Annotated in this window: 19 protein-coding genes; 12 read left to right on the top strand and 7 right to left on the bottom strand. The window is 70.6% G+C overall.

Annotated features, from left to right (window positions below; all coding sequences use genetic code 11):
- Positions 1-122: 122 nt before the first annotated feature.
- Positions 123-797, bottom strand: a complete 675-nt coding sequence (locus WMF22_RS18225) for a universal stress protein (protein ID WP_438036533.1) — start codon at positions 795-797, stop codon at positions 123-125.
- 424 nt (positions 798-1221) lie between these two features.
- On the opposite strand from WMF22_RS18225, the gene WMF22_RS18220 reads away from it, so the two are divergent.
- From WMF22_RS18220 to WMF22_RS18195, 6 genes are all read left to right on the top strand, one after another.
- A complete protein-coding gene (locus WMF22_RS18220; RefSeq protein WP_437300320.1) occupies positions 1222-2013 on the top strand; it encodes a CBS domain-containing protein in 792 nt (263 codons plus the stop codon).
- A gap of 191 nt (positions 2014-2204) precedes the next feature.
- Positions 2205-2615: a CBS domain-containing protein gene (locus WMF22_RS18215; RefSeq protein WP_437916566.1), complete on the top strand. Its 411-nt coding sequence runs from the start codon at positions 2205-2207 to the stop codon at positions 2613-2615.
- A 99-nt stretch (positions 2616-2714) separates the two neighbouring features.
- Positions 2715-4061: an acetyl-CoA hydrolase/transferase family protein gene (locus WMF22_RS18210; protein WP_437300318.1), complete on the top strand. Its 1347-nt coding sequence runs from the start codon at positions 2715-2717 to the stop codon at positions 4059-4061.
- 211 nt (positions 4062-4272) lie between these two features.
- Positions 4273-6006: an acyl-CoA carboxylase subunit beta gene (locus WMF22_RS18205; RefSeq protein WP_438036532.1), complete on the top strand. Its 1734-nt coding sequence runs from the start codon at positions 4273-4275 to the stop codon at positions 6004-6006.
- Positions 6007-6008: 2 nt separating this feature from the next.
- On the top strand, positions 6009-8927 hold the full coding sequence (locus WMF22_RS18200) for a biotin carboxylase N-terminal domain-containing protein (protein WP_438036531.1): 2919 nt from the start codon (positions 6009-6011) through the stop codon (positions 8925-8927).
- Between the two features lie 203 nt (positions 8928-9130).
- Complete coding sequence (locus tag WMF22_RS18195) at positions 9131-9697, top strand: hypothetical protein (RefSeq protein ID WP_437300315.1); 567 nt, start codon at positions 9131-9133, stop codon at positions 9695-9697.
- A 148-nt stretch (positions 9698-9845) separates the two neighbouring features.
- On the opposite strand, the gene WMF22_RS18190 is transcribed toward WMF22_RS18195, so the two are convergent.
- A complete protein-coding gene (locus tag WMF22_RS18190; protein ID WP_438036530.1) occupies positions 9846-10211 on the bottom strand; it encodes a hypothetical protein in 366 nt (121 codons plus the stop codon).
- Between the two features lie 402 nt (positions 10212-10613).
- On the opposite strand from WMF22_RS18190, the gene WMF22_RS18185 reads away from it, so the two are divergent.
- From WMF22_RS18185 to WMF22_RS18160, 6 genes are all read left to right on the top strand, one after another.
- Entirely contained in the window at positions 10614-11075 is a 462-nt protein-coding gene (locus tag WMF22_RS18185) for an FAD-linked oxidase C-terminal domain-containing protein (RefSeq protein ID WP_438036529.1), read from the top strand.
- A gap of 130 nt (positions 11076-11205) precedes the next feature.
- A complete protein-coding gene (locus tag WMF22_RS18180; RefSeq protein WP_438036528.1) occupies positions 11206-12189 on the top strand; it encodes a hypothetical protein in 984 nt (327 codons plus the stop codon).
- Positions 12189-12785 (top strand): RNA polymerase sigma factor, encoded by a 597-nt coding sequence (locus tag WMF22_RS18175; protein ID WP_438036527.1) that lies wholly within the window; start codon positions 12189-12191, stop codon positions 12783-12785. Before WMF22_RS18180 ends, WMF22_RS18175 begins: the two co-directional genes overlap by 1 nt.
- Positions 12782-13567, top strand: a complete 786-nt coding sequence (locus tag WMF22_RS18170; protein WP_438036526.1) for a hypothetical protein — start codon at positions 12782-12784, stop codon at positions 13565-13567. Before WMF22_RS18175 ends, WMF22_RS18170 begins: the two co-directional genes overlap by 4 nt.
- Before the next feature lie 74 nt (positions 13568-13641).
- Complete coding sequence (locus WMF22_RS18165) at positions 13642-14535, top strand: fibro-slime domain-containing protein (protein WP_438036525.1); 894 nt, start codon at positions 13642-13644, stop codon at positions 14533-14535.
- A gap of 424 nt (positions 14536-14959) precedes the next feature.
- Positions 14960-16480, top strand: a complete 1521-nt coding sequence (locus tag WMF22_RS18160) for a hypothetical protein (protein ID WP_438036524.1) — start codon at positions 14960-14962, stop codon at positions 16478-16480.
- 84 nt (positions 16481-16564) lie between these two features.
- Here WMF22_RS18160 and WMF22_RS18155 read toward each other — a convergent pair whose 3' ends face one another.
- The 5 genes from WMF22_RS18155 to WMF22_RS18135 all read right to left on the bottom strand — a co-directional run bounded on the left by WMF22_RS18155 (position 16565) and on the right by WMF22_RS18135 (position 22637).
- Positions 16565-17431, bottom strand: a complete 867-nt coding sequence (locus tag WMF22_RS18155) for a hypothetical protein (protein ID WP_438036523.1) — start codon at positions 17429-17431, stop codon at positions 16565-16567.
- 383 nt (positions 17432-17814) lie between these two features.
- On the bottom strand, positions 17815-18204 hold the full coding sequence (locus tag WMF22_RS18150; protein WP_438036522.1) for a DUF4150 domain-containing protein: 390 nt from the start codon (positions 18202-18204) through the stop codon (positions 17815-17817).
- A gap of 9 nt (positions 18205-18213) precedes the next feature.
- Entirely contained in the window at positions 18214-18867 is a 654-nt protein-coding gene (locus tag WMF22_RS18145; RefSeq protein WP_438036521.1) for a DUF3540 domain-containing protein, read from the bottom strand.
- Positions 18868-18877: 10 nt separating this feature from the next.
- Positions 18878-19987 carry a pentapeptide repeat-containing protein gene (locus WMF22_RS18140; protein WP_438036520.1) on the bottom strand — a complete coding sequence of 370 codons (1110 nt, stop codon included), beginning with the start codon at positions 19985-19987 and terminating at the stop codon, positions 18878-18880.
- Entirely contained in the window at positions 19974-22637 is a 2664-nt protein-coding gene (locus WMF22_RS18135) for a DUF2169 family type VI secretion system accessory protein (protein WP_438036519.1), read from the bottom strand. Before WMF22_RS18135 ends, WMF22_RS18140 begins: the two co-directional genes overlap by 14 nt.
- Between the last annotated feature and the right edge of the window lie 32 nt (positions 22638-22669).

The raw sequence follows: 22669 nt of genomic DNA, 5'->3' as shown, positions 1-22669 counted from the left end.
ACAGAACACGACGCACGAGGATGGGAGCCTCGTTCGTCACGCGCTCGCCTCGCGTCCTCAGGGCGCGTATCGAGCGCTCGTGTGCCTGACAGGCGCGCGGTCCCGTCGAGCTCGCCTCGCGATCACGTCGCTTCGGGCGTCGACTGGTAGGCCGCGCTCGACGCCGCGTAGACCCCGTTGGTCGCATACGAGTAGCGGTGCGGCCGGACGTGGTGCTCCGCGTGGCGCGCGCACCAGAGCGCTGCGCCGCCCGTCTCTTGCCGGTGCTTCACGCACTCCGGGCAGGGCGGCTCGATCTCGGGGACCCGGCCGGCGGTCGCGTGATCCTTCGGCCGGACGATCCACACCGGGCAGCGCGCGAGCCGGGAGACGCGCTCGGCGACCGAGCCGAGGAGCAGCCGTTCGAGCCCGCGGTAGCCGTGCGAGCCGACGACCACGAGGTCGGCGTCCAGGTCGGCGGCGAGCTGGGCGATGTTCTCGGCCGCATCGCCGCGGCGGAAGTGGACGACGACGCGCTTCAGCCGCCCCCCGTCGAGCTTGTCGCCCATGGCGCTCACGCGCTCGCTCGCGCGCTGCTGGAGCTGCTGGAGCGCCACGTCGGGCTTGGTGGCCACCATGGGCGCCCGCGAGAGCCCGATGTCGACCCAGCTCTCGGGCTCGACGTAGACGGCGTGCACCTCGGCGTTCTCGCGACAGCAAGCGGACTCGAGCGCCTGATCAAGCGCGCGATTGCTCGGCTCCGAGAAGTCGATCCCGACGACGACGATGAACCGATTCGTTGCGTTTGCGCTCGACATGACAGCCTCCTCAGCCTCCATGCGAGGCCCCGACCTGCGGTCGCCTCGCTCAACCCATCTGCCTATCTGCCCGTTTGCCCGTCTGCTCAACACTCAGCACGCCGCATGCCAGGCGTTCCGGGGGCCGGAGAGGAAGGGTTCGCCCGCGCTGGCTCCCTCGCGCGAGCGGGGCTCTTCCCGCGACCTGGACGCTCCGCGCGAGCCGAGAGCGAGCTCCTCTCGCCGCGAGCGCTGGGGGCGGGCGCCTCGCGAGGCAGCCCGCGGCCGTTTGCGCCGCGGCGCAAACGGCGCGCGGAGGCGCAGGCGTGACCGCGGCGTACCAGGGCCGCCGCCGCCCGCCGGGGATCTCGCGTGCGTGGCACGAACGGTGCTCATCCCACGGCGCACCTCGAGCGAAGGACGCAGAGGCGAACGGGAGACGACGATGACAACCCTTGGACCTACCGGCGGAGAGCACCAGCTCCGGCACCACACGATCCGCAGCGCGCACATCGTTGGAGACGACGGCGAGGAATCGGTCGTGGCGACCGTCTACTGTCCGTTGCGGGAGCGCTCGATGACGGCGCGAGAGTGCGAGTCGTGCCGTCGCTTCCATGCGCTGCACTTCGACAAGAGCTCGCGCACGACGTCGGTCGTCTGCCATGCCAGCCACGCGGCGCCGGGCACGGAGGACGCGGATCCGCTGCGCAGCGCGGGCGTCGACGTGGCCGTGAACCCGGAGGCGCCGCTCGCCGACATCATGACCAAGGACGTCATCTGCATCCGATCGGAGGTCTCCCTCGACGACATCACGGCCCTGCTCGTCCGCCACGAGATCAGCGGGATGCCGGTCGTGGACGCGGCGGGCAAGCCGGTCGGCATGGTGTCGCGGGCCGACGTGCTCCGTGCAGCAGAGGAGCGCGGCGACACCGAGGAGTCGCGGCGGGTGGCCTCGCGGTCGGGCGAGGTCGCGCCGCTCGACATGAGCCAGGGCTTTCATGTCTACGAGCCCGTCAGGGTCACCGCGCGCGACGTGATGACGCCCGTCGTGGTGCAGCTGCACGAGAGCGCCAGCATCCGGCAGGCCGCGTCGCTCATGGCCTACGAGGGCGTGCACCGGCTGCCGGTCGTCTCGGACGACGGCAAGGTCGTCGGCATCCTGTCGTCGCTCGACGTGCTGCGGTGGTTCGGGCGGTGCTGCGGGTACCTGATCCCGTCGGCGCGCAAGCGGGCCTGAGGAGATGGCTCGCCGATGAAGCGTACGCGCCGCACGCCCGCTGCGTGTCGTAGCGCGAACGCCGATCCAGGCGGTCCGCATCTTGCAAACCCGCCTCGTGGCCCATCGTGGCAAACCGAGCTCGATCGAAGGGCGCCGGTCCGATCAGCTCGAATCGATCATCGCGGACGTCCAGCGCCAGGGGAGGCCTTATGAGCTCTTCGACCATTCGCATCCAGGACTGCATGACCCGGAGCCCCCACTCGATCGGCGCGGATCAGAAGGTCGGCCTCGCCCGCGCGCTCATGCGCGGACATCGCATCCGGCATTTGCCGGTGCTGAGCGGCGGCCGGCTGGTCGGCATCCTCTCCGAGCGGGACATCTACTGGATAGAGACGCTCAAGGAGCAAGAGGGGGATGAGCTCGTCGTCAGCGAGGCCATGTCGCCGTGCCCCTACGCCGTCGCGCCGAGCGCGCCGCTCTCCGAGGTGGTCCGCGAGATGGCCGAGCACAAGTATGGATCGGCGGTGGTGCTGGACGGCGCGCAGGTCGTCGGCGTCTTCACGACGACCGACGCGCTCGCCGTGCTGGCCGCGCTGCTCACCGAGAAAGAGATCTCCTGACCCGAGGCTCGACCCGCATGACGGCGCGGCCGGCCATCGCCCGCCCCGACGGCGAACGCGCTCCGTTCATCCCCCGAGAACACCGGAAGAAGGCACACGATGCAGCAGACGATCACGGACTGGCGATCGCGCTTCGGCGACAAGATCAAGACGGCCGAGGAGGCCATCCGCGCGATCCCCCCGGGGCGGCGCATCCTCGTCGGCTCGGGCGCCGCGGAGCCGACCGATCTCGTGAACGCGATGGTTCAGTCCGGCGACCACCTCGCCGGCAACGAGATCGTCCACCTGATGACCGAGGGCCCCGCGCCGTATGTCCGCCCCGGCCTCGAGCGGCGGTTCCGCCACACGGCGTTCTTCATCGGCCAGAACGTCCGCGAGGCGATCCACGAGGGGCGCGCCGACTTCATGCCGGTCTTCCTCTCCGAGATCCCGAGCCTGATCCTCTCGGGCCGGGTGGGCATCGATGTGGCCCTCATCCAGGTGAGCCCCCCGGACGCCCACGGCTTCGTCAGCCTCGGCGTCTCCGTCGATATCGTCCGCGCCGCCGTCGACTCGGCGGATCTGGTCCTCGCCGAGGTCAACCCGCGGATGCCCCGCACCCACGGAGACTCGTTCTTGCACGTGGATCGGATAACCCACCTCGTCCCGGTGGACCGCGAGCTCCCCGAGCGCGCGATCGAGCCGCTCGACGACGTCGACCGCGCCATCGGCCGCAACGTGGCGACGCTCGTGCCCGACGGCGCGACGCTCCAGACCGGCATCGGCAAGATCCCGAACGCCGTGCTCGCCGCCCTGGGAGGCAGGAGCGACCTCGGCGTGCACACCGAGATGCTCTCCGATGGCGTGATGGATCTCGTCCAGCGCGGCGTCATCACGAACCGCAGGAAGACCCTCCTGCCGGGGAAGCTCGTGACCTCGTTCCTCCTCGGCAGCCGCGCCCTCTACGCCTGGGCCCACGAAAACCCCGTCATCGAGATGCGCGGGTCCGCCTTCACCAACGATCCGCTGACGATCGCGAGGAACGACAGGATGATCGCGATCAACGCGGCCCTCGCCGTCGATCTGACGGGCCAGGTCGCCGCCGACACGCTGATGGGCCGCTTCTTCTCCGGGATCGGGGGGCAGGTCGACTTCATCCGGGGCGCGGCGCGGAGCGCGGGCGGCAAGCCGATCATCGCGCTCCGGTCCACCGCGAAGGACGGCACGATCAGCCGGATCCAGCCCGCGTTCGAGCAGGGCGCCGGCATCGTGACGAGCCGCGGGGACGTGCACTACGTGGTGACGGAGCACGGCGTCGCGGATCTCTGGGGCCGGAACATCCGGCAGCGCGCGCTGGCGCTCATCGAGATCGCCCACCCCGATCACCGCGCCGACCTCCTCGCGGCGGCCAAGCAGCGCCGCTATGTGTTCGGCGATCCTGCCGTCTCGCGCGCGGATTCCCCCTGACGAGCGCCGGGCTCAGCCACGCATGACTCGCCGCGTCCAGGCGGGAGAGCGCCGCGCGAGCCGGTCGAGGTGGCCGCGGCGACCCGGCATCGCCGCGGGGAGCCCCGTGCCGCGCCCCACACGCCGGCGCCGGGGCGCGGCACGACGCTCGGCCCGGGCGCGCGAGGTGCGTCCCCGGATCCTGCCATGATATAGAGCGCCTCGCCCGTCCATGAGCCCTCTTGATCACAACGATGTCGCCGTGAAGCCCTCCGCCCTCGTCCCCTCGCTCGACGATCCGCTCGACGAGGGATCCGGGGCGCCGGCCGCGCCTGCCTCGGCGTACGACGCGGCGCTCCGGGAGGCCGAGGAGCTGCGCAGGCGCCCCTATGTCGCCGCGGGCCCGGAGAACATCATCCGGCAGCACAGCAAAGGCCGGATGACGATCTGGGAGCGCATCCGGGTGCTCACGCCCGAGCCGCCGCGCGTCGTCTTCGAGAACTGGGGGCCCAACCTGGACGGCGCCTCGCTGGTCACCGCGATCCTGCGCGTCGGCAGCCGCGACGTGGCGCTGTACGGCCACGATTTCACGATCCGCGCCGGGTCGATGGACGCGACGAACGGCCGCAAGCTCGCGCGGCTGTTCCAGCTCGCGGGAGAGCGGGGCATCCCGCTCATCGGCCTCAACGACAGCGCCGGCGCCTACGTCCCCGCGGGCGTCGGCGGGCTCGACGGCTACGCCGAGGCGTTCGCGGCGCTGCGCAAGATCAGCGGCGTGGTCCCGAGCATCATGTGCATGTTCGGGTTCAACGCGGGCGGCGGCTCCTACCTGCCCCGGCAGGGCAGCTTCGTCATCCAGCCGGGCGGCACGTTCTTCGGCCTGACCGGGGCGGCGGTCGTCAAATCGGTCCTCGGCGAGGTGGTCTCGCCCGACGACCTCGGCGGCCCGCGCGTCCACGGCGCCTCGGGGGTGGCCGATCTCACGGTGCCAGACGAGGTGGGCGCGCTGCGCACCACCGTCCGGCTGCTCGGTTACCTGCCGAGCAACAACCGCGAGAGCGCGCCTTTCCAGCGGACGAGCGATCCGGTGGGCCGGGAGACGACCGAGATCGACACGCTCCTCCGCAGGACGATCTCGTCGCCGACGGGCTACAACACGCCGCTCGACATCAACATCATCATCCAGCGCATCTGCGATCACGGCGACTACTTCGAGGTGCAGCCGCAGCGCGCGCGCAACACGATCACCGCGTTCGGGCGGGTCGGCGGGCGCGTCGTCGGCTTCGTGGCGAACAACAGCGCTGTCGCGTCGGGCCAGATCGACGTGGCGGCCGCTTACAAGAACGCTCGATTCATTCGCTTCTGCAACCTCTACAACATCCCGCTCCTCTTCATGGAGGACACCACAGGGTTCCTCCCGGGCAGGGAGCAAGAGGCGATGGGCATCGTGCAGGCCGGCCGGGCCATGCTCGACGCGATCATCGACGTGCGCACCCCGCGCATCCTGCTGCTCGTGCGCAACGCGTTCGGCGGCGCCTATGCCTCGTTCAACAACTACGCGACCGGCGCGGACGTCGTGCTCGCGCTCCCCACGACCCGCGTCGCGGTGATGGGCCCCGCCGGCAAGGAATTCGTCTACAAGGACGAGCTCCGCAAGGTGCGCGCGCAGGCGAGCGCCAGGGAGAAGGCCGGCGTCAAGGAGCGGCTCGCCCGCGGCCTCGACGAGGCCAAGGCGAAGGCGGAGGCCCGCGACGAGGCGGCGGCGTGGCTGAAGGCGAGAGAGGCCGAGTTCGGCGCGCGGTACGAGCGGGAGCTCATGAACCCGCGCGAGGGGCTCAGCCTGGGCTCCATCTCGCGGCTCGTGATGCCGCGCGAGCTCCGCTCGGTGATCGCAGAGAACCTCGAGTTCCTGCTGCGGCACTACCAGCCAGGGCCGTTCACCGGTGTTCAGCGGGAGTTCCATTGATCATGGATGGATTCGAGACCAGGCGAGGTTACGACCGCAACCCGAGGGTGGTGCGCGACCGCAGGCTCGGCCGCTCGAGCTCGGCGTGGGCGCGCTCGTTCGCGGCCGACGACGTGCGGCCGCTGATCGTCTGCCGGGGCCCGATCCGGAAAGAGGCGATGGATGTCTTCGCCCAGATGGGGATCGAGCATTACGGCATCCTCCTGTCGGAGAAGGACTCGATCGTCTACACGCACGCCCTGGCGCCGGAGCTGCGCTGCATCCACCCGGCGCACGTGCACCGCGTGAAGGACTATACCGGCGCCACCAAGGACGAGCGCGTCAAGCTGATGCAGGAGATCGTCGCGATCGCCCGGGCCGGCGGCTACACGCACGTGTTCGCGGGCTACGGCTTCATGGCCGAAGACGAGGAGTTCGTGCGCACGCTCGAGGAGGCGGGGCTCGTCTTCATCGGCCCGCGCTCGTCGGTGCAGCGCGCCGCCGGGCTCAAGGACGAGGCGAAGCGGACGGCGCTCGCGGCCGCGGTCAGCGTGACGCCCGGCATCGACGACGCGACCCGGCGGATCGTGCTCCGCAAGTGGCCCGATCACGCGGCGCTGCGCGCGGCCGCGGCGGACCGCGGGCTGCTCGGCCCGGGCGCCGCGGGCGCGCGGCTCGCCGACGGGATCCCGCTCGCCGATGCGGCGGACGCCCTGCTCGCGGCGGCGTACGCGCGGCGCGTGGATCTCTACACGACCGACGAGCTCTGCGAGGAGCTCGAGCGGGGCGCGGCCGAGCTGCTCGCTCGCCACCCGGGGCGGCGGATCCGGCTCAAGGCCATCGGCGGCGGCGGCGGCAAGGGGCAGCGGCTCCTCGCCGGCGTCGCGCCCGACGCGGCGCCCCTCGAGGCCGCGGCGCGGGCGCGCGCGGCCGAGGTCCCCGCGCTGGCGCGGGAGATCCTCGCGGAGGTGAAGGCCGCGGGCGTCGGCGACAACAAGAACATCCTGCTCGAGCTCAACGTCGAGGAGACGCGGCACAACGAGATCCAGCTCGTCGGCAACGGCGCGTGGTGCGTCGCGCTGGGCGGGCGCGACTGCTCGCTGCAGATGCACGAGCAGAAGCTGCTCGAGGTGGCGATGACGCAGGAGGGGCTGCTCGAGGCGATCGAGCGGGCGCGCGCGGACGGCGAGGCGCCGCGCGCGGCGTCGCTCGAGCGCGAGCGCGCGTCGCTCGCCCGGATGGAGGCCGAGGCGGAGCGGTTCGGGCAGGCGGTCGGGCTGAACTCGGCCTCGACGTTCGAGTGCATCGTCGAGGGGGATCACCACTACTTCATGGAGGTCAACACCCGTATCCAGGTCGAGCACCGGGTGTCGGAGCTCTGTTATGCCCTCCGCTTCGAGAACCCGGCCGATCCGGCCGACGCGTTCGAGGTGACCTCGCTCGTCGAGTGCATGGTCCTCCTCGCGCGCCACGGGGAGCGGCTGCCCCGGCCGATCCGCGTCCGGCGGGAAGGGTCCGCGGTGGAGGCGCGCCTCAACGCCACGAACGGCGCGCTGGAGCCCCACGCGGCCGGCATCATCGTGTCCTGGAGCGATCCGCACCCGCACGAGATCCGCGACGATCAGGGCATCTGCGTGAAGAACCCCGACACGGGGGTGTTCATGCATTACCGGGTCGCCGGCGCCTACGACAGCAACATCGCGCTCCTCGTGACCTACGGCGCCTCGCGCGAGGAGGCCTACCAGCGGATCTGCGAGATCCTGCGCACGACCACGCTGCGCGGCAGCGATCTCCACACGAACCTCCTGTTTCATTACGGGCTCGTGCACTGGTTCCTCGCGCGGAGCGTGTGGGCGAAGCCGACGACGGGCTTCGTTGTCCCGTACCTCACGCAGGTCGGCCTGCTCGCGGTGGAGCTCGGGGGGCTCGATTTCGACGCGATGTGGGCCGAGCTCGGCGCCCGTCACGAGCGCCGCCTCGCGGCGCGGGCCGGGGCCGCGGAGGCGACCGGCGGAGGAGCGTTGAAGAAGGTCTTCGCGCTGAAGGACACGCTGGTGCGCCGTCCCGTGGAGAAGATCTGCGCGGAGCCGCACCTCCTGTCGGCGTGGCTCAGCCGGAACATGGGGTCGTTCGAGATCCGGTCGGGGCGGGTGCGCTGGCTCAAGAACCCGATCGAGGTGCTCGCGGACACGTACTGGCTGCTCAACATGACGCCTCAGCCGCAGGCGCCCGCGGCCCACGTGATCTGGGATCACGACCAGGAGGTGCTCTCGCGGGCGCTCGGCTTCTACCGGCGCGTCGGCGAGCGGATGGGCCAGGCGGGCGGCGCGCCTCCGTGGCCCGAGCTGCGAGCGCACCTGTCCCGGGACACCGCGCCTCACGGCGACGACGCCGAGCTCTGGCGGCGGGTCCGCGGCGCGCACCTCGGCTTCCAGGCGGGCCTGGAGCTGCTCGACGCGCTGGTCCTCGCGGGGGACGCCGCGCGCTTCTTCGAGCTCCGCGCGCGGGAGGACGGCACGGTCGCCATCCCCGAGCGCCTGCTCGATCGCGAGCTCTCGGCCCGCATGCGCAAGGTGCTCGCGCCGCCGCCCGCCATGCGGGCCAACGAGATCGTCGCGGTCACCGGCGGCATGTTCTACGCGCAGGAGGCGCCGGATCGGCCTCCGCTCGTGACGAAGGGCAGCCATTTCGCCGCCGGTGACCCGCTCTACGTGATCGAGGTCATGAAGATGTTCAACAAGGTGCTCGCGCCGTGCTCCGGCACCGTCGAGGAGGTGCTCATCGACGGCGGCGAGGGGACGATCGTGCAGAAGGGCCAGCCGCTCTTCCGCGTGAAGCCCGACGAGGTGCTCGTGGAGGAGGACTCGGCCGAGCGCGCGCGCCGCCGGCGCGAGACGACGCTGCGGTACGTCGACGCGATCTTCGACGCCGAGGGCCCCTGAGGCCGCCGCGGGCAGGACGACCTGCTCACGCCGTCAGAGGCAGGGCCACCGGCCCTGCGCTGGGGAGCTCGACGAACTCGCGCGGTTCGGGCGGCGCCATGTAGGAGGCGATTGCACGCTTCAATACCGGTGCGGAGGGCAACCATGTGGCCTACCCCCGCGGGTTGATGTACCCTCACTGCCGAGCGCGCTCGCGCGATGGGATGACCGACGAACCGAAGGTCAAGGGGGTGGCGTTTCGCTCCGTGGTGGCGAGCTTTGGCAAGCTGCGCGGCGAGCCTGCCCAGAAGCTCAGCCTGGATGAGATGTGTGAACCGCTGCGCGACGGCATCCGCTACGGCAGCCTCGTCTCCACCGGCTGGTACCCGATCGCCTGGTACAAGGACCTGTTCCAGGCCATCCGGCGCACCAGCGGAGAAGGCAAAGAGCTCATCCACCAGATTGGCCGCCAGTGCACGCACGACGACATGAGCGGCATCTACAAGGTCATCGCCGGGCTCATCTCCCCTTCCACCCTCTTCTCCCTCAGCCAGCGCGTCTTCTCCAACTACTATTCCGCCGGCCACGTCCGTGTCCTCGAATCCCGCCGCGGCTTCACCCGCGCGCTCTGGATCGGCTGCGAAGGCTTCGACGAGAACATGTGGACCGAGGTCATCGGCTCCTGCGAGCAGCTCCTCGTGATCGGCGGCGCCGACCACGTCCGCCAGCGCATCATCTCCGGCGGCGGCGACAACGACGATCACCTCGAGTTGACCGCGCACTGGAGCTGAGGCCCCGTGGAGTGTACCGGACAGGTCACAGCGGACAGCGGTCGGATGCCCCACCAGATCCCGAAACCGCCGACGTAGTCAGTTCTCCCACTCAGCGGACGAATATCTATACGCGGCAGGGGCGCGGTCCCGAGGGCATCCGGGTGGCTTAAGAAAACAGCCTGAAAGACCCGCAGCCCCCGCGATTACGGCAGGTGTCGATCCACTCGTTGCAGGCCCATGTGGCATCCGCTGACGTATGGCCCCACCAGATCGTGACCTTGCCGACGTACTCGGCACGATTGATGCACCACCATGTGCTATAAGCATAAAACGCTTCCTCCGCTTGCTGTGCGGTTCCAACCGCCTCCGCCGCGTCGGGGTCGATCGAGTCCGCCGACTCGGGACCGGCCGCCTCCGCCTGGGTCTCCAGCTCGTCATCGCCTTCGAGGGAAGCTTCCCCAACGCAGCCCCCGAGCACGGCCGCGGTACCGAGGAGCGTCAACGGGAGGACCCTCTTGCTGAACAAGCGCATCTTTTTACTCTCCTGAGATTTTTATTACTGGAGGGGACCGTTCGCATCCCGCTCCTGCCTACTGGATGCTGCGGTGGCGGGCCGTCCTTCACCCAATCGTGTGCGGCCCTTCTTTTTCGAAAACAGCCTCCTGTCGCGCTGGCGATCTCGATCTCCTCACGCCGGAGCGCGCGGAGCTCCTCGAGCTCCACGGCGGGAACGCACGAGGCAAGCTCGGAGACGACGCACGCGGAGGAGGCAGAGCCCGCGCGCCCGGCGCGCGCCGCGCGAGATGTCGGCCGCGGGGCCAGTCCGGGTCGAGCCGACGCTGCACTCCACCCCCTGGGAAGCGGCCTGGACCGACCCGGTGTCCTTCGAAGAAGGCGCTCGCTGCGACCCGTACAGCGTTCCTCAAGGACGATCGTGCGCTCCATCGCACAGGGCCTCTCGCGTCATGGTTTGCGCGCCGAGGGCGTCGACCGAGCGCCCGCCTTGACCCGTCCGACCTCGCCCCGTTCGGCCGCGGCTGGACCAAGGCCGTCAAGCCGAGGCTGTCCGCGGTCGCCTTCCCGCGCTCAACGGCCGAGGTCTCGCGGCCACATCGGCGACGGCAGCCGTCACATCAACTCCACATCAACGTCATGCAGCCCGATCACCTCGATGGGATCGAGCTCCTGCGGCGCACCCACGAGGCGTGGTCATGCCAGCTTTTCGCTCGTCAAGAGACACCACGGGAGCATCTCCGCCGAACACGGAATGGGCCTACTCAAGAGAGACTATCTCCCCTATCCTCGCTCGGCCGAGGAGCTCGCGATCATGAGATCCATCAAGCGGGCGCTCGATCCCCTGAACCTCATGAACCCCGGAAAGCGCCTCGAGGTCTAGGTTCTGTCGAGCGAACGTCGCGAGCGAGCCGTTCCTGGGGCGAGCGCGCGCGGGGCTGTGTCGCTGCTCTGCGCGTGCGCCGTGCTCGCGCCTGCCGCGGCGCGCGCCGAGTGCGCGCGGGGCCGCGGACGTGTCGTGGGTCCGCCTGGAGGGGGCCGAGGAGCGGTGCCCGTCGGCGCGACAGATCCGCGCCGAGATCGCGCGGCGGCGCGGGCGGGAGCTCGCCACGATGGGCGGCGGCGCCTCGATCGAGGCCGTGGTGAAGGGAAACCCCGGGGCATGGTCGGCCCAGATCCGGACCGTCGGGTGCGACGGGACGCCGCCCACGGTGCGCAAGCTCGAGAGCAGCGCGGCGACCTGCGAGGCGATCACCAGCGCAGCAACGCTGGTGATCGCCCTCGCCATCGATCCCACGGCCGACCTCGCCGCACCCGCCGCGCCTCCCCGGGCCGACGGCTCGCCCCCGCCGGGGCCACCGGAAGCCCCGCCGCCAGGCGCCCCGCGGCCGGAGCCGCCGCGACGCGCCCCGGCAGAGCCCGCGACGCAGGTGGACTCCTCGCGCGGCGCGCCCCCGCCGCTCCCAGAGGCGGAGCATGCGCCACGCCCTGGGCTCTCGGTCACGCTGCGCGGGCTCGCCGCCACGGGCATCCTCCCGGTGGTCGGGCCCGGCGTCGCATGGTCGGCCGAATGGTCCGTCGCGCCCCACTGGACCATCACCTCGGGAATGCTGTGGCTCCCGGAGCAGCGCGCGGCCGCGCCGGCCGTCGCGTTCGGCCTCACCGTGGGCTGGCTCGGCGTGTGTGCGGAGGCGCTCCGGACCGGGCGGCTCTCGCTGGGCGCGTGTGTCCAGCTGCTTGGGGGCGCCGTCCACGCTGTCATCCACGAACACCCGTCGGTGCTCCCCGTCGACCCTGGAGCCCGGCTCTGGGTCAGCCCCGGTGTGGGCACGCGCCTCGCCGTGCGCGTGGTCGGTCCGCTCCGCCTCGAGACTGGGATCGACCTTGACTTTCCGCTTACGCGATACCGTTTCCAGCTCCAGGGGTACCCGCGGCCAGCCTTCGAGCAGCCGGTGATCGCCGGCGCGCTCTTCGGTGGGGCCGGGATCGCGTTTTGATGAAGGACCCGTCGGACGTCAGCATTCAGACGAGCGTGGAGCAATGTCTGGACGCAGAGGTCCGCGCCGGGCCCAAGCCGCCCCGTGGCTTCGCCGCCGTGCACGCCGAGCATGCCGGCTTCGTGTGGGCCACGCTGCAACGGTTCGGTATTCATCCGCCGGACCTCGAGGACGCGTTCCAGGACGTCTTCGTGGTGGTCCAGCGGCGTCTCCCCACCTTCGACTGGGCCTGTCCGGTCACGACATGGCTCTTCGCCATTTGCCGGCGCGTCGCCGCCTCGCACCGCCGGCGCGCGCAGCGCTCGCTCGTCGGCGAGGACGTCCACGACGTCGCGGATCCCGCCTCGGGCCCCGAGGAGATCGCCTCCGGGAAGCAGGCGAGAGAGCGGCTCGAGCGCATCCTCCAGGCGATGGACCTCGATAGGCGCGCCGTCTTCGTGATGTTCGAGATCGAGGAGATGCCGTGCAGCGAGATCGCCGATCTGATCGGCATCCCCGTGGGCACGGTCTACTCGCGCCTTCACGCGGCGCGGAAAGAGTTCGCGGCGCTGCTGAAGAGGACCGAGGCCGAGCGCGCGCGACGAGGGGGCATATGAGCGAACCGAAGCGGTGGATCGAGGATGATGGAGGCGCCCCGGCCGGGGCGCGCGAGCTGCTGCGCTCGGCCGTGCGCCCGCGGCCGATGGCGCCCGTCGAGGCGGCGCGCACAGCGGCCCGCGTGGCACCGCTCGCGGCGGCCCCGAACGGCGGCGCCGCGCTGCCCATGTGGGCGAAGGGCCTGCTCGTCGTGACGGGGCTCGGGGCCGCCGGGCTCGCCCTCCACGGCGCGGATCAGGGAGGCCAGCGCACCGCCGTGCTGACTCAGCCGCCACGTCGGCTGGAGCACCTGTCGGCGGAGCGCCTCCTCTCGAGCGCGCGGGGCGCCCTGCGCTCCGTGGAAGCGGCGCCGGCTGCCCCTGCGCCCGATCGACCGTCCCTGGCCGCCGAGGCGCCCCATCCGGCCGCGTCCGCCCCTCACCGGGAGCCGCCGCGCGACGTCGGCCAGAACGTCCGGCAGAGCGAGCCCGCGCCTCCTCCTGCGCCGCCCGGGAGCGCGGCGTCCGACAGTGACGACCTGCTCCGGGAGGCGACGCGCCTGGAGCAGGCCAGGGCGCTGCTCGCGCGGTCGCCGGAGGCCTCCCTCGCGGCGCTGGACGAGCACAGGCGCGAATTTCCGAGAGGCCAGCTCACTGCAGAGCGGGAGTTCATCACCATCGACGCGCTGGTGCGGCTCGGCCGCACGGAGGAGGCGCACGCGCGCGCGGAGGTGTTTCTCACGAGGCATGCGTCGAACCCCTATGCCGAGCGGGTGCGCCGCCTCGTCATCAGCGCCCCTTGAAACGGCGCGTTCACATGAGTTTGCCTGCAGGACCGGCAAGCTCGGAGGCATCCATGCGACAGGAGACGATCTCGATGAAGCTAGCCCAGCCCACGGCGGCCACCCGCGCGGACACCCCGCGATTCCTGGCCGTCCTTCTCTCGACGGGCACGGCGCTCGCGGGGTGCACCACCGAGATCGCCGTCATCGGTCGCGACCTCGGCGCCACGACATCGTCGTCGCCCGCTTCGTCCTCGTCCACCGCCGGCGGTGATGACCCCGGTATCCTCGATCCCGGCGCTGGCGGCCGCTCTCCCCAAGGCACCGCCGGCGCTGGCGGGGACGAGCGTTGCGAGCCGAAGCTCACGGGGGTGCTGCGCGACTTCAAGGGCTTCCCCTCTGGCGGGCACCCCGACTTCGAGAACTTCGCGGGCGACGGCCTGAAAGGCATCGTCGAGCCCGAGCTCGGCCCCGACGACAAGCCGGTCTATGCCCATGAGGGCGGCACGGCGCACACGACCGGGCCCGAGGCGTTCTATCAGTGGTATCACGACGACCCCGCGGTCAACATTCCGATCCGGTACGACGTCCCTCTCCAGGTGAGCGAAAGCGGCCTCGGGATCTTCTCGGGAGACCAGTTCTTCCCCATCGACGATCAGGGGTGGGGCAACGAGGCGCAAATCCACAACTACGGCTTCACGTACGAGCTCCACATGACGTTCAACTATCAGCCCCGCGGCGTCTTCTTCTTCAACGGTGACGACGATCTCTGGGTGTTCATCAACAGGCGCCTCGCGATCGACATGGGCGGGCTCCACGTCCCGACCTCGGCGCTCCTCGAGCTCGACGCGAAGGCCGAGGAGCTCGGCATCGAGGTCGGCAAGGAATATCCGCTCGACTTCTTCTACGCGGAGCGCCGCAGCCGCAGTGCGGTGTTCACGATGATGACGTCGTTCAAGTTCACGAACTGCAAGCCGATCCTGAGGTAGCGCCGAGAGCGCGCTCACGTGCGCCTCGAGGCACAGCCGCGCGAGCGGCCAGAGGGGGCGGCGCGCGGGCGCACGTCCACCCCGCCACCATCGGATGGGATCAAGGGCGATTGCGCTGCTGAAACCTCGCCGCGTGAGGTTTCGACCGCGCAGCCCGGAGCGCGCCAACGCTCGCGGGCTGCACTGCGCCTGGCCGAGACGCAGCGGCAAGATCTGCGAATCGGGCCCAATTTGGCCAGCTTCAATCAAGCTCGCTCCGGTACCGGCCGGCGAAAGGGGCTCCGAGGATCAGGTTCGATGACACCTGCATCTCTTCTCTCCGCGTACGTCGGCGTGGTGAGCCCGTGACGATGCGGAAAATTGCGCTGCCCAGGGCTTGACCTCGCGGCCGACCCTCCGGCAGACTCCCGCGCCTCGAGCACCTATGCCGCACAAATTCTGCGTCGCCACGCCGTTCGCGCTGGCGTCCGCCTTGCTCCTCCAGGCCGGAGCCGTCCGCGCGTCGGGCGCGCTCGAGATCACCGGCGCTCCTACGAGCGCCAACGGGCTGAACGCACGGGCGCTCGCGCGAGGACCGGAAGCCGCGTTCTTCAACCCCGCGCTCCTGCCGTATGCGGCAGCGACGACGCAGGCGGGCCTCTTCGTGCTCGTCACGCACGGCGACATCACCCTCGCTCCGCGCCCTCCGGGCGTCGACGTGCCCGAGTCGGTGTACGATGGCCAGATCCGGAATCCGGACGGCTCGACCTCTCGGCTCACCCACCGGCCCATGCCGGGGTCGAAGCTCCCGAGCCCGCGGGATGACACGCGCGACCGGCAGACCAACACGTACGCGACCCTCGGGTTCGTGCGGCCGCTTTACGAGGACCGCCTCGTCCTGGGCTTCTACGCCCTGCTGCCGCTCAGGAGCTTCCAGGAGCAGCGGGCCTTCTTCGCCGACGAGCGCGCGCAGTACTTCTCGAATCGGCTGGAGTTCGAGCTGCTGGGAGATCGCTTGTCGGTCACCAGCCTGGCCGTTTCGATGGCTGGCCGAATCACCCGCTGGCTATCCGTGGGGGCGGGCGTCGACGTCACGATCGGCACCAGCGCGCGGACCGCCGTCCACGTGCCCGACGCGAGCGACCAGCGGACCGCCCTCATCAACCCCGACGTGGAGGTCGAGAGCGTCTTCGCTCCTTACTTCGCCTTCGCGACCAGCCCGGCCCCCTGGCTGCGCCTCTCGGCCACGCTCCACCTCGCCTCGGCGTCGGACACCGACGGCGAGAACAGGATCCGCTTCTGGAACACCACCTATCCGGAGGGCGAGACCTCGGTCCCCCAGGCCTATCGCTTGACGCTCGGGCACCAGCCGACCCGCGTCGGCGTCGGGGCCTCGGTCACGGGCCCGCCACGCGAGGACCGAGGGGGCGAGCGCGCCGCGCGCTCGAAGGGCCCCGCGCCGCCCGCCTGGGAGATCGGCGGGCACGCGCTCCTGACGCGGTGGTCAGAGTACCGCGATCGGCACGCGGAGACCCCGCCCGACCCGTGGTCGAGCACGGTTTCCGTGGGGCTCGGCGGCGCGATCATGGTGGGGAGCCGCAGGTTCTCCGCGGACGTCGCCTTCACGCCGTCTCCCGTGCCCGACCAGACCGGCAGGACCAACTACGTCGACAACCCGCGCCTCGCGGTCAGCGCCTCGTTCGAGACGCCGGTGTCGCTCTTCGGCGCCGACTTCGGCGTGGGAGCGTTCCTGCACGGCCAGCTGCTCGTGCCACGGGAGGTGTCGAAGAGCCCGTCCGCCAGGAACCCCGTGATCGACGAGGTCCCCGACAGCCTGGTCGACATCGTGAGCGGCGAGCCGCTCGATGGCGTGGAGGGGCTGCAGACGAACAACCCAGGTTATCCCGGCTTCTCCAGCGGCGGGTGGCTGGCCGGCGCCGGCCTCGTCCTGCGGCTGCCTGAGTGAGCAGCGCACCGAAGCCGGCGTCCTCTCGATCGGTGGCCCGGAGGCGCTCGGTCACACGGGGCGCCGCGACCGCCGGGAGCGGCGTTACTGGAAGAGCGTGTCGGCCCTCTCCTTGATCCAGGCGCAGTCCGCGTCGTCAGGGGTACGGACCATCACGAAGGTGCTGTTGCACTCCTCCGGGTCGGGATACGTCCTCGAGGCGGCCATGGTCGCCTTGAGGCTCGGAGGATCCGTGTCGAGCACGCTCTGCTCCGACGCGAACCCGAGTCGACCCTCGATGCGATAGGTCGCGACCGCCACGCCGTCGAGCTCGGTCCGTGCCCGCTCGGCGACGTAGACCGACCCGTCGATGAGCCCCTGGAGCTGAACCGTCATCCCCGGGTGTCCATCCTCGTCCTGATCGACGACGCGAGCGTCGGCCGGATCCGTGGGCAGCTCGTCCTGCGCCGGGTCGTCGAGCGCCGCGCCGATCACCTCGTGGAGGGGCCCGAGCTTGTAGCGGAACCCCCCTTCGCTCGCCGCAAACGTGCCCTCGCGGGTCACCGGCGCGAGCGCCTCGCGGAAGCTGTCCGGGATGACGGCGTGCACGATCGCGTCCGGGTCCTCGGTATAATGGTCGCAATACGTGCCCTGCAGGGAGATGGCGTCTCCATTCTGCTGCTGCGTGATCAGCATCACGCTGACGATGCGCGTCTGGAACGGCGGGAGACCCTGCGCCTGGGTGAGCTGCGACCCGATGGCGCGGTACGCCCACGTGCCGGAGACATCGGTGACGTCCGGGGCCGCGGCCTGTGCGCAGCCCGGCGATCCCCCGCCCGCGCCTCCCGTCCCCCCGGAGCCCGTGCTCGTCGTCGTCGCGCCCGTCGTCGTCGCGCCCTCGTTGTCGGCAGGATCCGATCCGCAACCCAGGAGGGGCAAGGCAAGCAGTCCAACGAACAGGTTGTACCTCATTCAAAGCTCCATGCATCGCCGGCCCGCGCGTCGAGGCGGCCGTGAGGATGGCCGCCTTCGGTCGTCCATGGCCAGCTCGTCTGCGTTCGGACGACCGGCGCGGTTGTTAGCATGAGCGCGCGCTGGACGTGCGCCGACGCGCCGGCTTCTCCTATTTTTCCGCCGCATCCCGGAGCGCACGGCGAAGAGCAGCGAGAGGAACGCTGCGTAGAGCAGAGGCCCCGTCGCGTCCTCGTTGCGCCGGGGAGGTCCCGAGCACGTTCACAGCGAGCCCACGCCGGGTCAGCGACCCCGCGCAGCATGCCGCGCTCGACGTGCTGCACAGCGACGAGCTCGTCGACCAGCCCCCGCCGGAGGTCTACGCGACAGGCGGCCGAGATCCCTCAGGGGGACAGGATGAGCACCTTGACCTGACTCGGCACGATCCGCATTCCGGGGCAGTTCGTGGAGTTCTGCAGGCTCATGCTGGTCAGCCGGGTGGCCGGCATGCCGCCGACGAGGCAGGTGAACGCGGCGGTGATGTGGCGGGACGGCCCCATGACCGAGCCGGACGCGACCCCCAGGGCGACGCCGGGCTGATCGCCGACGGAGATGAGCTGCGTCGTCAGCAGGTTATGCGCGGGCGCGCACATGAACAGCACGTTGTAAGCGGCCGGCGCGCTCACCGGGCCGAAGGACATGTTGGGATAAGGGACCGGGACAGGCACCGGTGGGGTGAGGCACACGTCCGGAAACCCCAGGTTCATCCCGCCCATCTGCGTGTTCGCGAACATGACGCCTCCTCAACCCAGGTGGATCTGCTCGCCGTCGATCTTGACGAGCTCCTGCGCGGTCACCAGCGTGTTCTCGCCGCGCAGGCTCATCGTCTTCTTCGCGACGTAATCGACCCGCTCGGCCCGGAGCTGCTCGCTCTCCTCGATGGTGCGGTAGGAGCGCTTCACCCGCTGCGAGAGCCGCTCCAGCACGGAGTCGAGGCTCCCGGCGAGGACCTTGGCCTTGCTGATCTCCGCGCGAAGGAGCGTCCCAACGAACGAGAGGCGTTGCAGCGCGACGTTCCCGTCGACGGCGTTCACCGAGAGGCCCGCCGAGACCACCGCCACCTCCTTGGCCGAGACCAGGCCGATGCCGTCCTGCGCGGCGACGCCGAGGCGACCGGCAGGCAGCTTGATGTTCAGGTCGCCGTCCGCGACGATGTTCCCGGGCGCGCCGTCCTCCCGCTCCAGCACGGAGAGCACGTAGCAACGCCCGTCGGTCGCCACGGCGATGAGCACGAGGTCGCCCGCCTCGGGCTCGAGGAGGCACCCCTTGGCGCGCTTCGCCCTGAATTCGCCCGCGTCGGTCTCCACGACGAGCGCCGCGCCGTCGGCGCGCGCCACGGTGCCGAACTCCTGAGTGACCAGAGCCCTCGGCTCCTGCTTTCTCGCCAGATTGCGCATGATTCCCTCGTCAACGCGTGGACGTCTCGACACCCACGGCCGGAGGCTCCGAGCTCCCCCGGCCGCTGCTCAACACCCGTGATTGCCACTGCTCCGCCTCGGCGAGATCCGCGTCGTCGCCGAGGGCGGCCGCCCGGTTAGACCACACGGCCCCTTCGTCCTTGATCCGATGGAGGCGCGCTCGAAACAGGGTCGCCCTCGAGAAGTCGCCGGCCGAGACGTCGGCGTGGGAGAGGTCGGCGTACGTCAGGTTGGCGCCGTTCCAGCGCGCGCCCGCGCACGCGGCCCGGGTCAGGATGCACATCTCCAGGTTGGCGCCGGCGAGGTTGGCCTCGATGAGGCGAGCGCCCACGAAGACCGACTCCTTGAGCACGGCCCCGGCGAGGCTCGCGCGGGTGAGGTTGGCATTCACGAAGAGCGCCCGGCCCGCGAGCGCGCCGTCGAGCCTGGCGCCGGAGAGGTTCGCGTCCTTGAAACCGCACTGCGTCAGCGTCGCGCCGGAGAAGTCGCAGCCGCTGAGATCGGCGCCCGTGAACTGCGTCATCGTGAACGACATCCCGCGCAGGTCCTGGCCCGCGAGCTTCCCCTCCACGAGCACGGCGAGCTCCAGGACGGCGCCGCCGAGGGTCGCGGTCGAGAGATCGGCGCGCACGAGCGCCGTCTGCTTCAGCACGGCGCCCGAGAGGTCGATCCGCTCGGTCCGCACGTCCAGGATGGCGGCGCGGTCCAGGTTGGCGCGCGCGAGCCGGGCGCCCGAGAGGCTCGTGTTGATCACGCTCGCGAGGGTCAGATCTGCTCCGCTCAGGTCGATCCCGGAGAGATCGCCGCCGGTGAGCTGCGCCGCGATCAGGGAGGCGCCGTCCAGCTTCGCCCCCGTGAGATCACAGTCCACCATCGCCGCAAGGTGCAGGTTGGCGCCGGACAGGCGCGCGCCGCTGAAGCTGCAGCCGGTGGCGGTCGACTCCTTCAGCCGAGCGCCCGAGAGGTCCGCGCCGGCGAAGCTCACCTTGTCGAAGATCGCGCCGGAGAGGTCGGCGCCCGAGAGATCGACGCCCGAGAGGTCGACGTCGGAGATGATCTCGCCGCCCTGGACCAGCTCGACCAGATCATTTCTGTCCATGGTTCTCCGGCGGCGCGACGAAGCGCACGTACTTTACATTGGCCCCCTTCAGGCTCGTCGCGGCGTTTCCGCGCATTTTCGCGGCGTCGACGCGGAACAGGTTGGCCCTCTCGAAGTTCGCGTCGTCGACCTTCGCCTTCTGCAGCACGGCCTCCATCAGATCGATGCCGGACAGCGAGGCGCCCGTGAGGTCTGCCCGCGTGAGCATGGCGCCCGCCGCGACGGCGCGATTGAGGCGAGCGCCCGTGAGGTCGCACTCGCTGAGATCGGAGCTCCGCAGGTTGGCCTCGGTGAAGTCGCTCCCTCTGAGGCAGGTGCCCCGAAGGTTGGCCTGCTCGAGCGAAGCGCCGCGGAAGTCGGCGCCGGCGAACGACGAGCCTGCGATGATGCGGATGTTGTCGAGCCTGGCGCCGCGGAAGACGGCGCCGTCGCCCTTGCCGGCGATGAACACCGACGAGCGGAGGTTCGCGCCGCGAAGGTCGACGCCCTCCACGTTGGCCTCGATGAGGGTGCACTGCTCGAGGTCTGCGCCGGCGAGCTGGGCGCCGGAGAGGTCGGCGTTGATAAGGACGAGGTTGCGCGCGGTCACGCGGCTGAAGTCGGCCCCGTCGAAGGTCGCCTCGGACAGGTCCGCGTCCGACAGGCGCGCGCCGGTCAGGTCGGCGCCCGACAGGTTGGCCTTGGCCAGCACGGCGCCGGTGAGGTCGAGCCCGCCGCCCATCTTCACGTCGGACAGGTTCGCTCCGCCGAAGTTCGCGCCGGCGAGGTTCGCCCCGGTGAGATCTGCGCCGAGGAGATTGGCCTTTGCCAGGACCGCGCCGGCGATGTTCGCGCCGCACAGCCGGGTACCCGTGAGGACCGCGGCCTCGAGCAGCGCGCCCTCGAGATCGATGCCCGACAGGTCGAGGTGCGAGAGATCGGCGCCCGTGAGATCGCGCCCCGCGAAGCTCTCCCCGCCCCGGTGCCCGGCGATCACCTCTTCCCGCACGCGAGCGGCCTCCTCGCCGCCCAGCCGGGAGGCCGCCGGGTAGTGGTGTGCGAACTTCCGGTAGGCAGAGCGCATCTGCTCCTCGACCTCGAAGAGGCGCGCCGCGAGCTCCGGATCACCGAGCTGCGCCTCGAGCTCGGGCCACTCGACCCCGCCGTTCCGCGCCATCTGGGCCACGTCCTCGAGCCGCTCGATCTCCTTCTTGGCCGAGAACCGGGGCGGGCCGCCGGCTTCCTTCTGCCGCTCGCCCATGATCGCGTCATAATCGAATCCGTGCTTCGCGCACTCGGCGCGCGCCCTCTGCTCCTCGGCCGCGCGGCGCGCCTCCGCGTCCGCCTTGGCCTTCTCGGCCTCGGTCATCGCCCGCTCGACGTACGCCGGCAGCTCGTCCAGGCTGGGCTCGAGCACGTCCTCGTCCGGCGGCAGCGGCGCGACGAGCGGCTCCGGATCGAGCCCCTGCGCCCGGATCTTCGCCTTGAGCTCCTCGATGTCCCGCTCCATCTTGACGCGGGCGCGCTTCTGCCAGAGCCGTTCCGACTGGAGCAGCCTGGTCATCTCCGCCTGAGGGTCGTCCGGCAGCGGCCCCGCCCCCAGCTCCGGAGGCGGCATCAGGTCCGCGTCGCGCAGCAGGAACAGGTGCCCTTTCTCCTTGTCGAGTCGCTGGGCCATGACGGTTCGGTAATGCTCGACCGGCCTGGGCTCGCCCATCGCCTCGCACCCCGCGACGACGTGGAGCACGTCGGCCGCGTCGTCTTCAAAGATCTTGAGCACCCCGCGATAGACGAGGATCCCGCGCTCGTGGTGGGGGAAGAGCCGGACCGTGTCGAGGCGGGTCGCGATCTCCCGGAAGGACTCCCCCTCGCCGGTCTTCTGGTTGATGAAGCACCGCGTCGCCACCCCCGGCAGCGCCCCTTCGATCCGGGGCTTCCCGGGGTGCATGTTCTCGATGACGAACGCCTCGTCGCCCCGGAAATACCCCTCGATCTGCTGGTCCGGCGGCGCGGCGTTGAAGAAGCTCCAGTCGAGGTCCTTGGCGAGCTCGGGGAAGCGCTCCTTGAGCCACGCTTCATCATACGTCCCGACCTTGGAGAAGCGCTGTGGCCAGGTCGGATCGTAACCTCCGAACCCGGCGGGCGGGGGCCGGTCGCCGGGCGACCGGACGAGGCGGCGCGGATCCTCGATGTTGGGCAACGGATGGACCGAGCCGTCCTCGCCGCGCACCGGCGCGAAGCCTTTGCCGAGCGGGTTCGGCGCGTAGCCCTCGCCGCCGAAGGCGTTCTGCCAGGTGATCGGCATCTCGGTGAACGGCTCTGGCTCGGTCGTCCCCAGGAGCCCGAAGCGACGATTTCCGACGACATAGAGCGTCTTGTCGATGGCCCCAATCTGAACCCGCACCGAGCAGGCAGGGCGCGGCACGGCGCCCGCGGTGAAGCAGCGGCCGTTCACGAGCAGCTCTCCCCGGAGCTTGGGCATGCACTCGTCGAGGATGGCGTCGCTCCCGAGCTCCGCGCCGGCGAACCTCCAGAGGCTCTGCTCGTAGAGCAGGCGCCTCGGCGCCTCGATAGGGAAAAAGACGAGGAGCGTGACGACGAGGTACGGCTCGCCGTCGCTCTCGAACACCTTGGTGAGCAGCCCCAGCCGGTTCGGCTTGATCGTCTTCATGAGGTTCGCAGCAGGCTCCCGCGGTCTTCTGC

Source organism: Sorangium sp. So ce204, assembly GCF_051526795.1.
GTDB classification, from domain to species: Bacteria; Myxococcota_A; Polyangia; order Polyangiales; family Polyangiaceae; genus Sorangium; species Sorangium cellulosum_B.
This window is presented reverse-complemented; position numbering and strand designations above follow the sequence as displayed.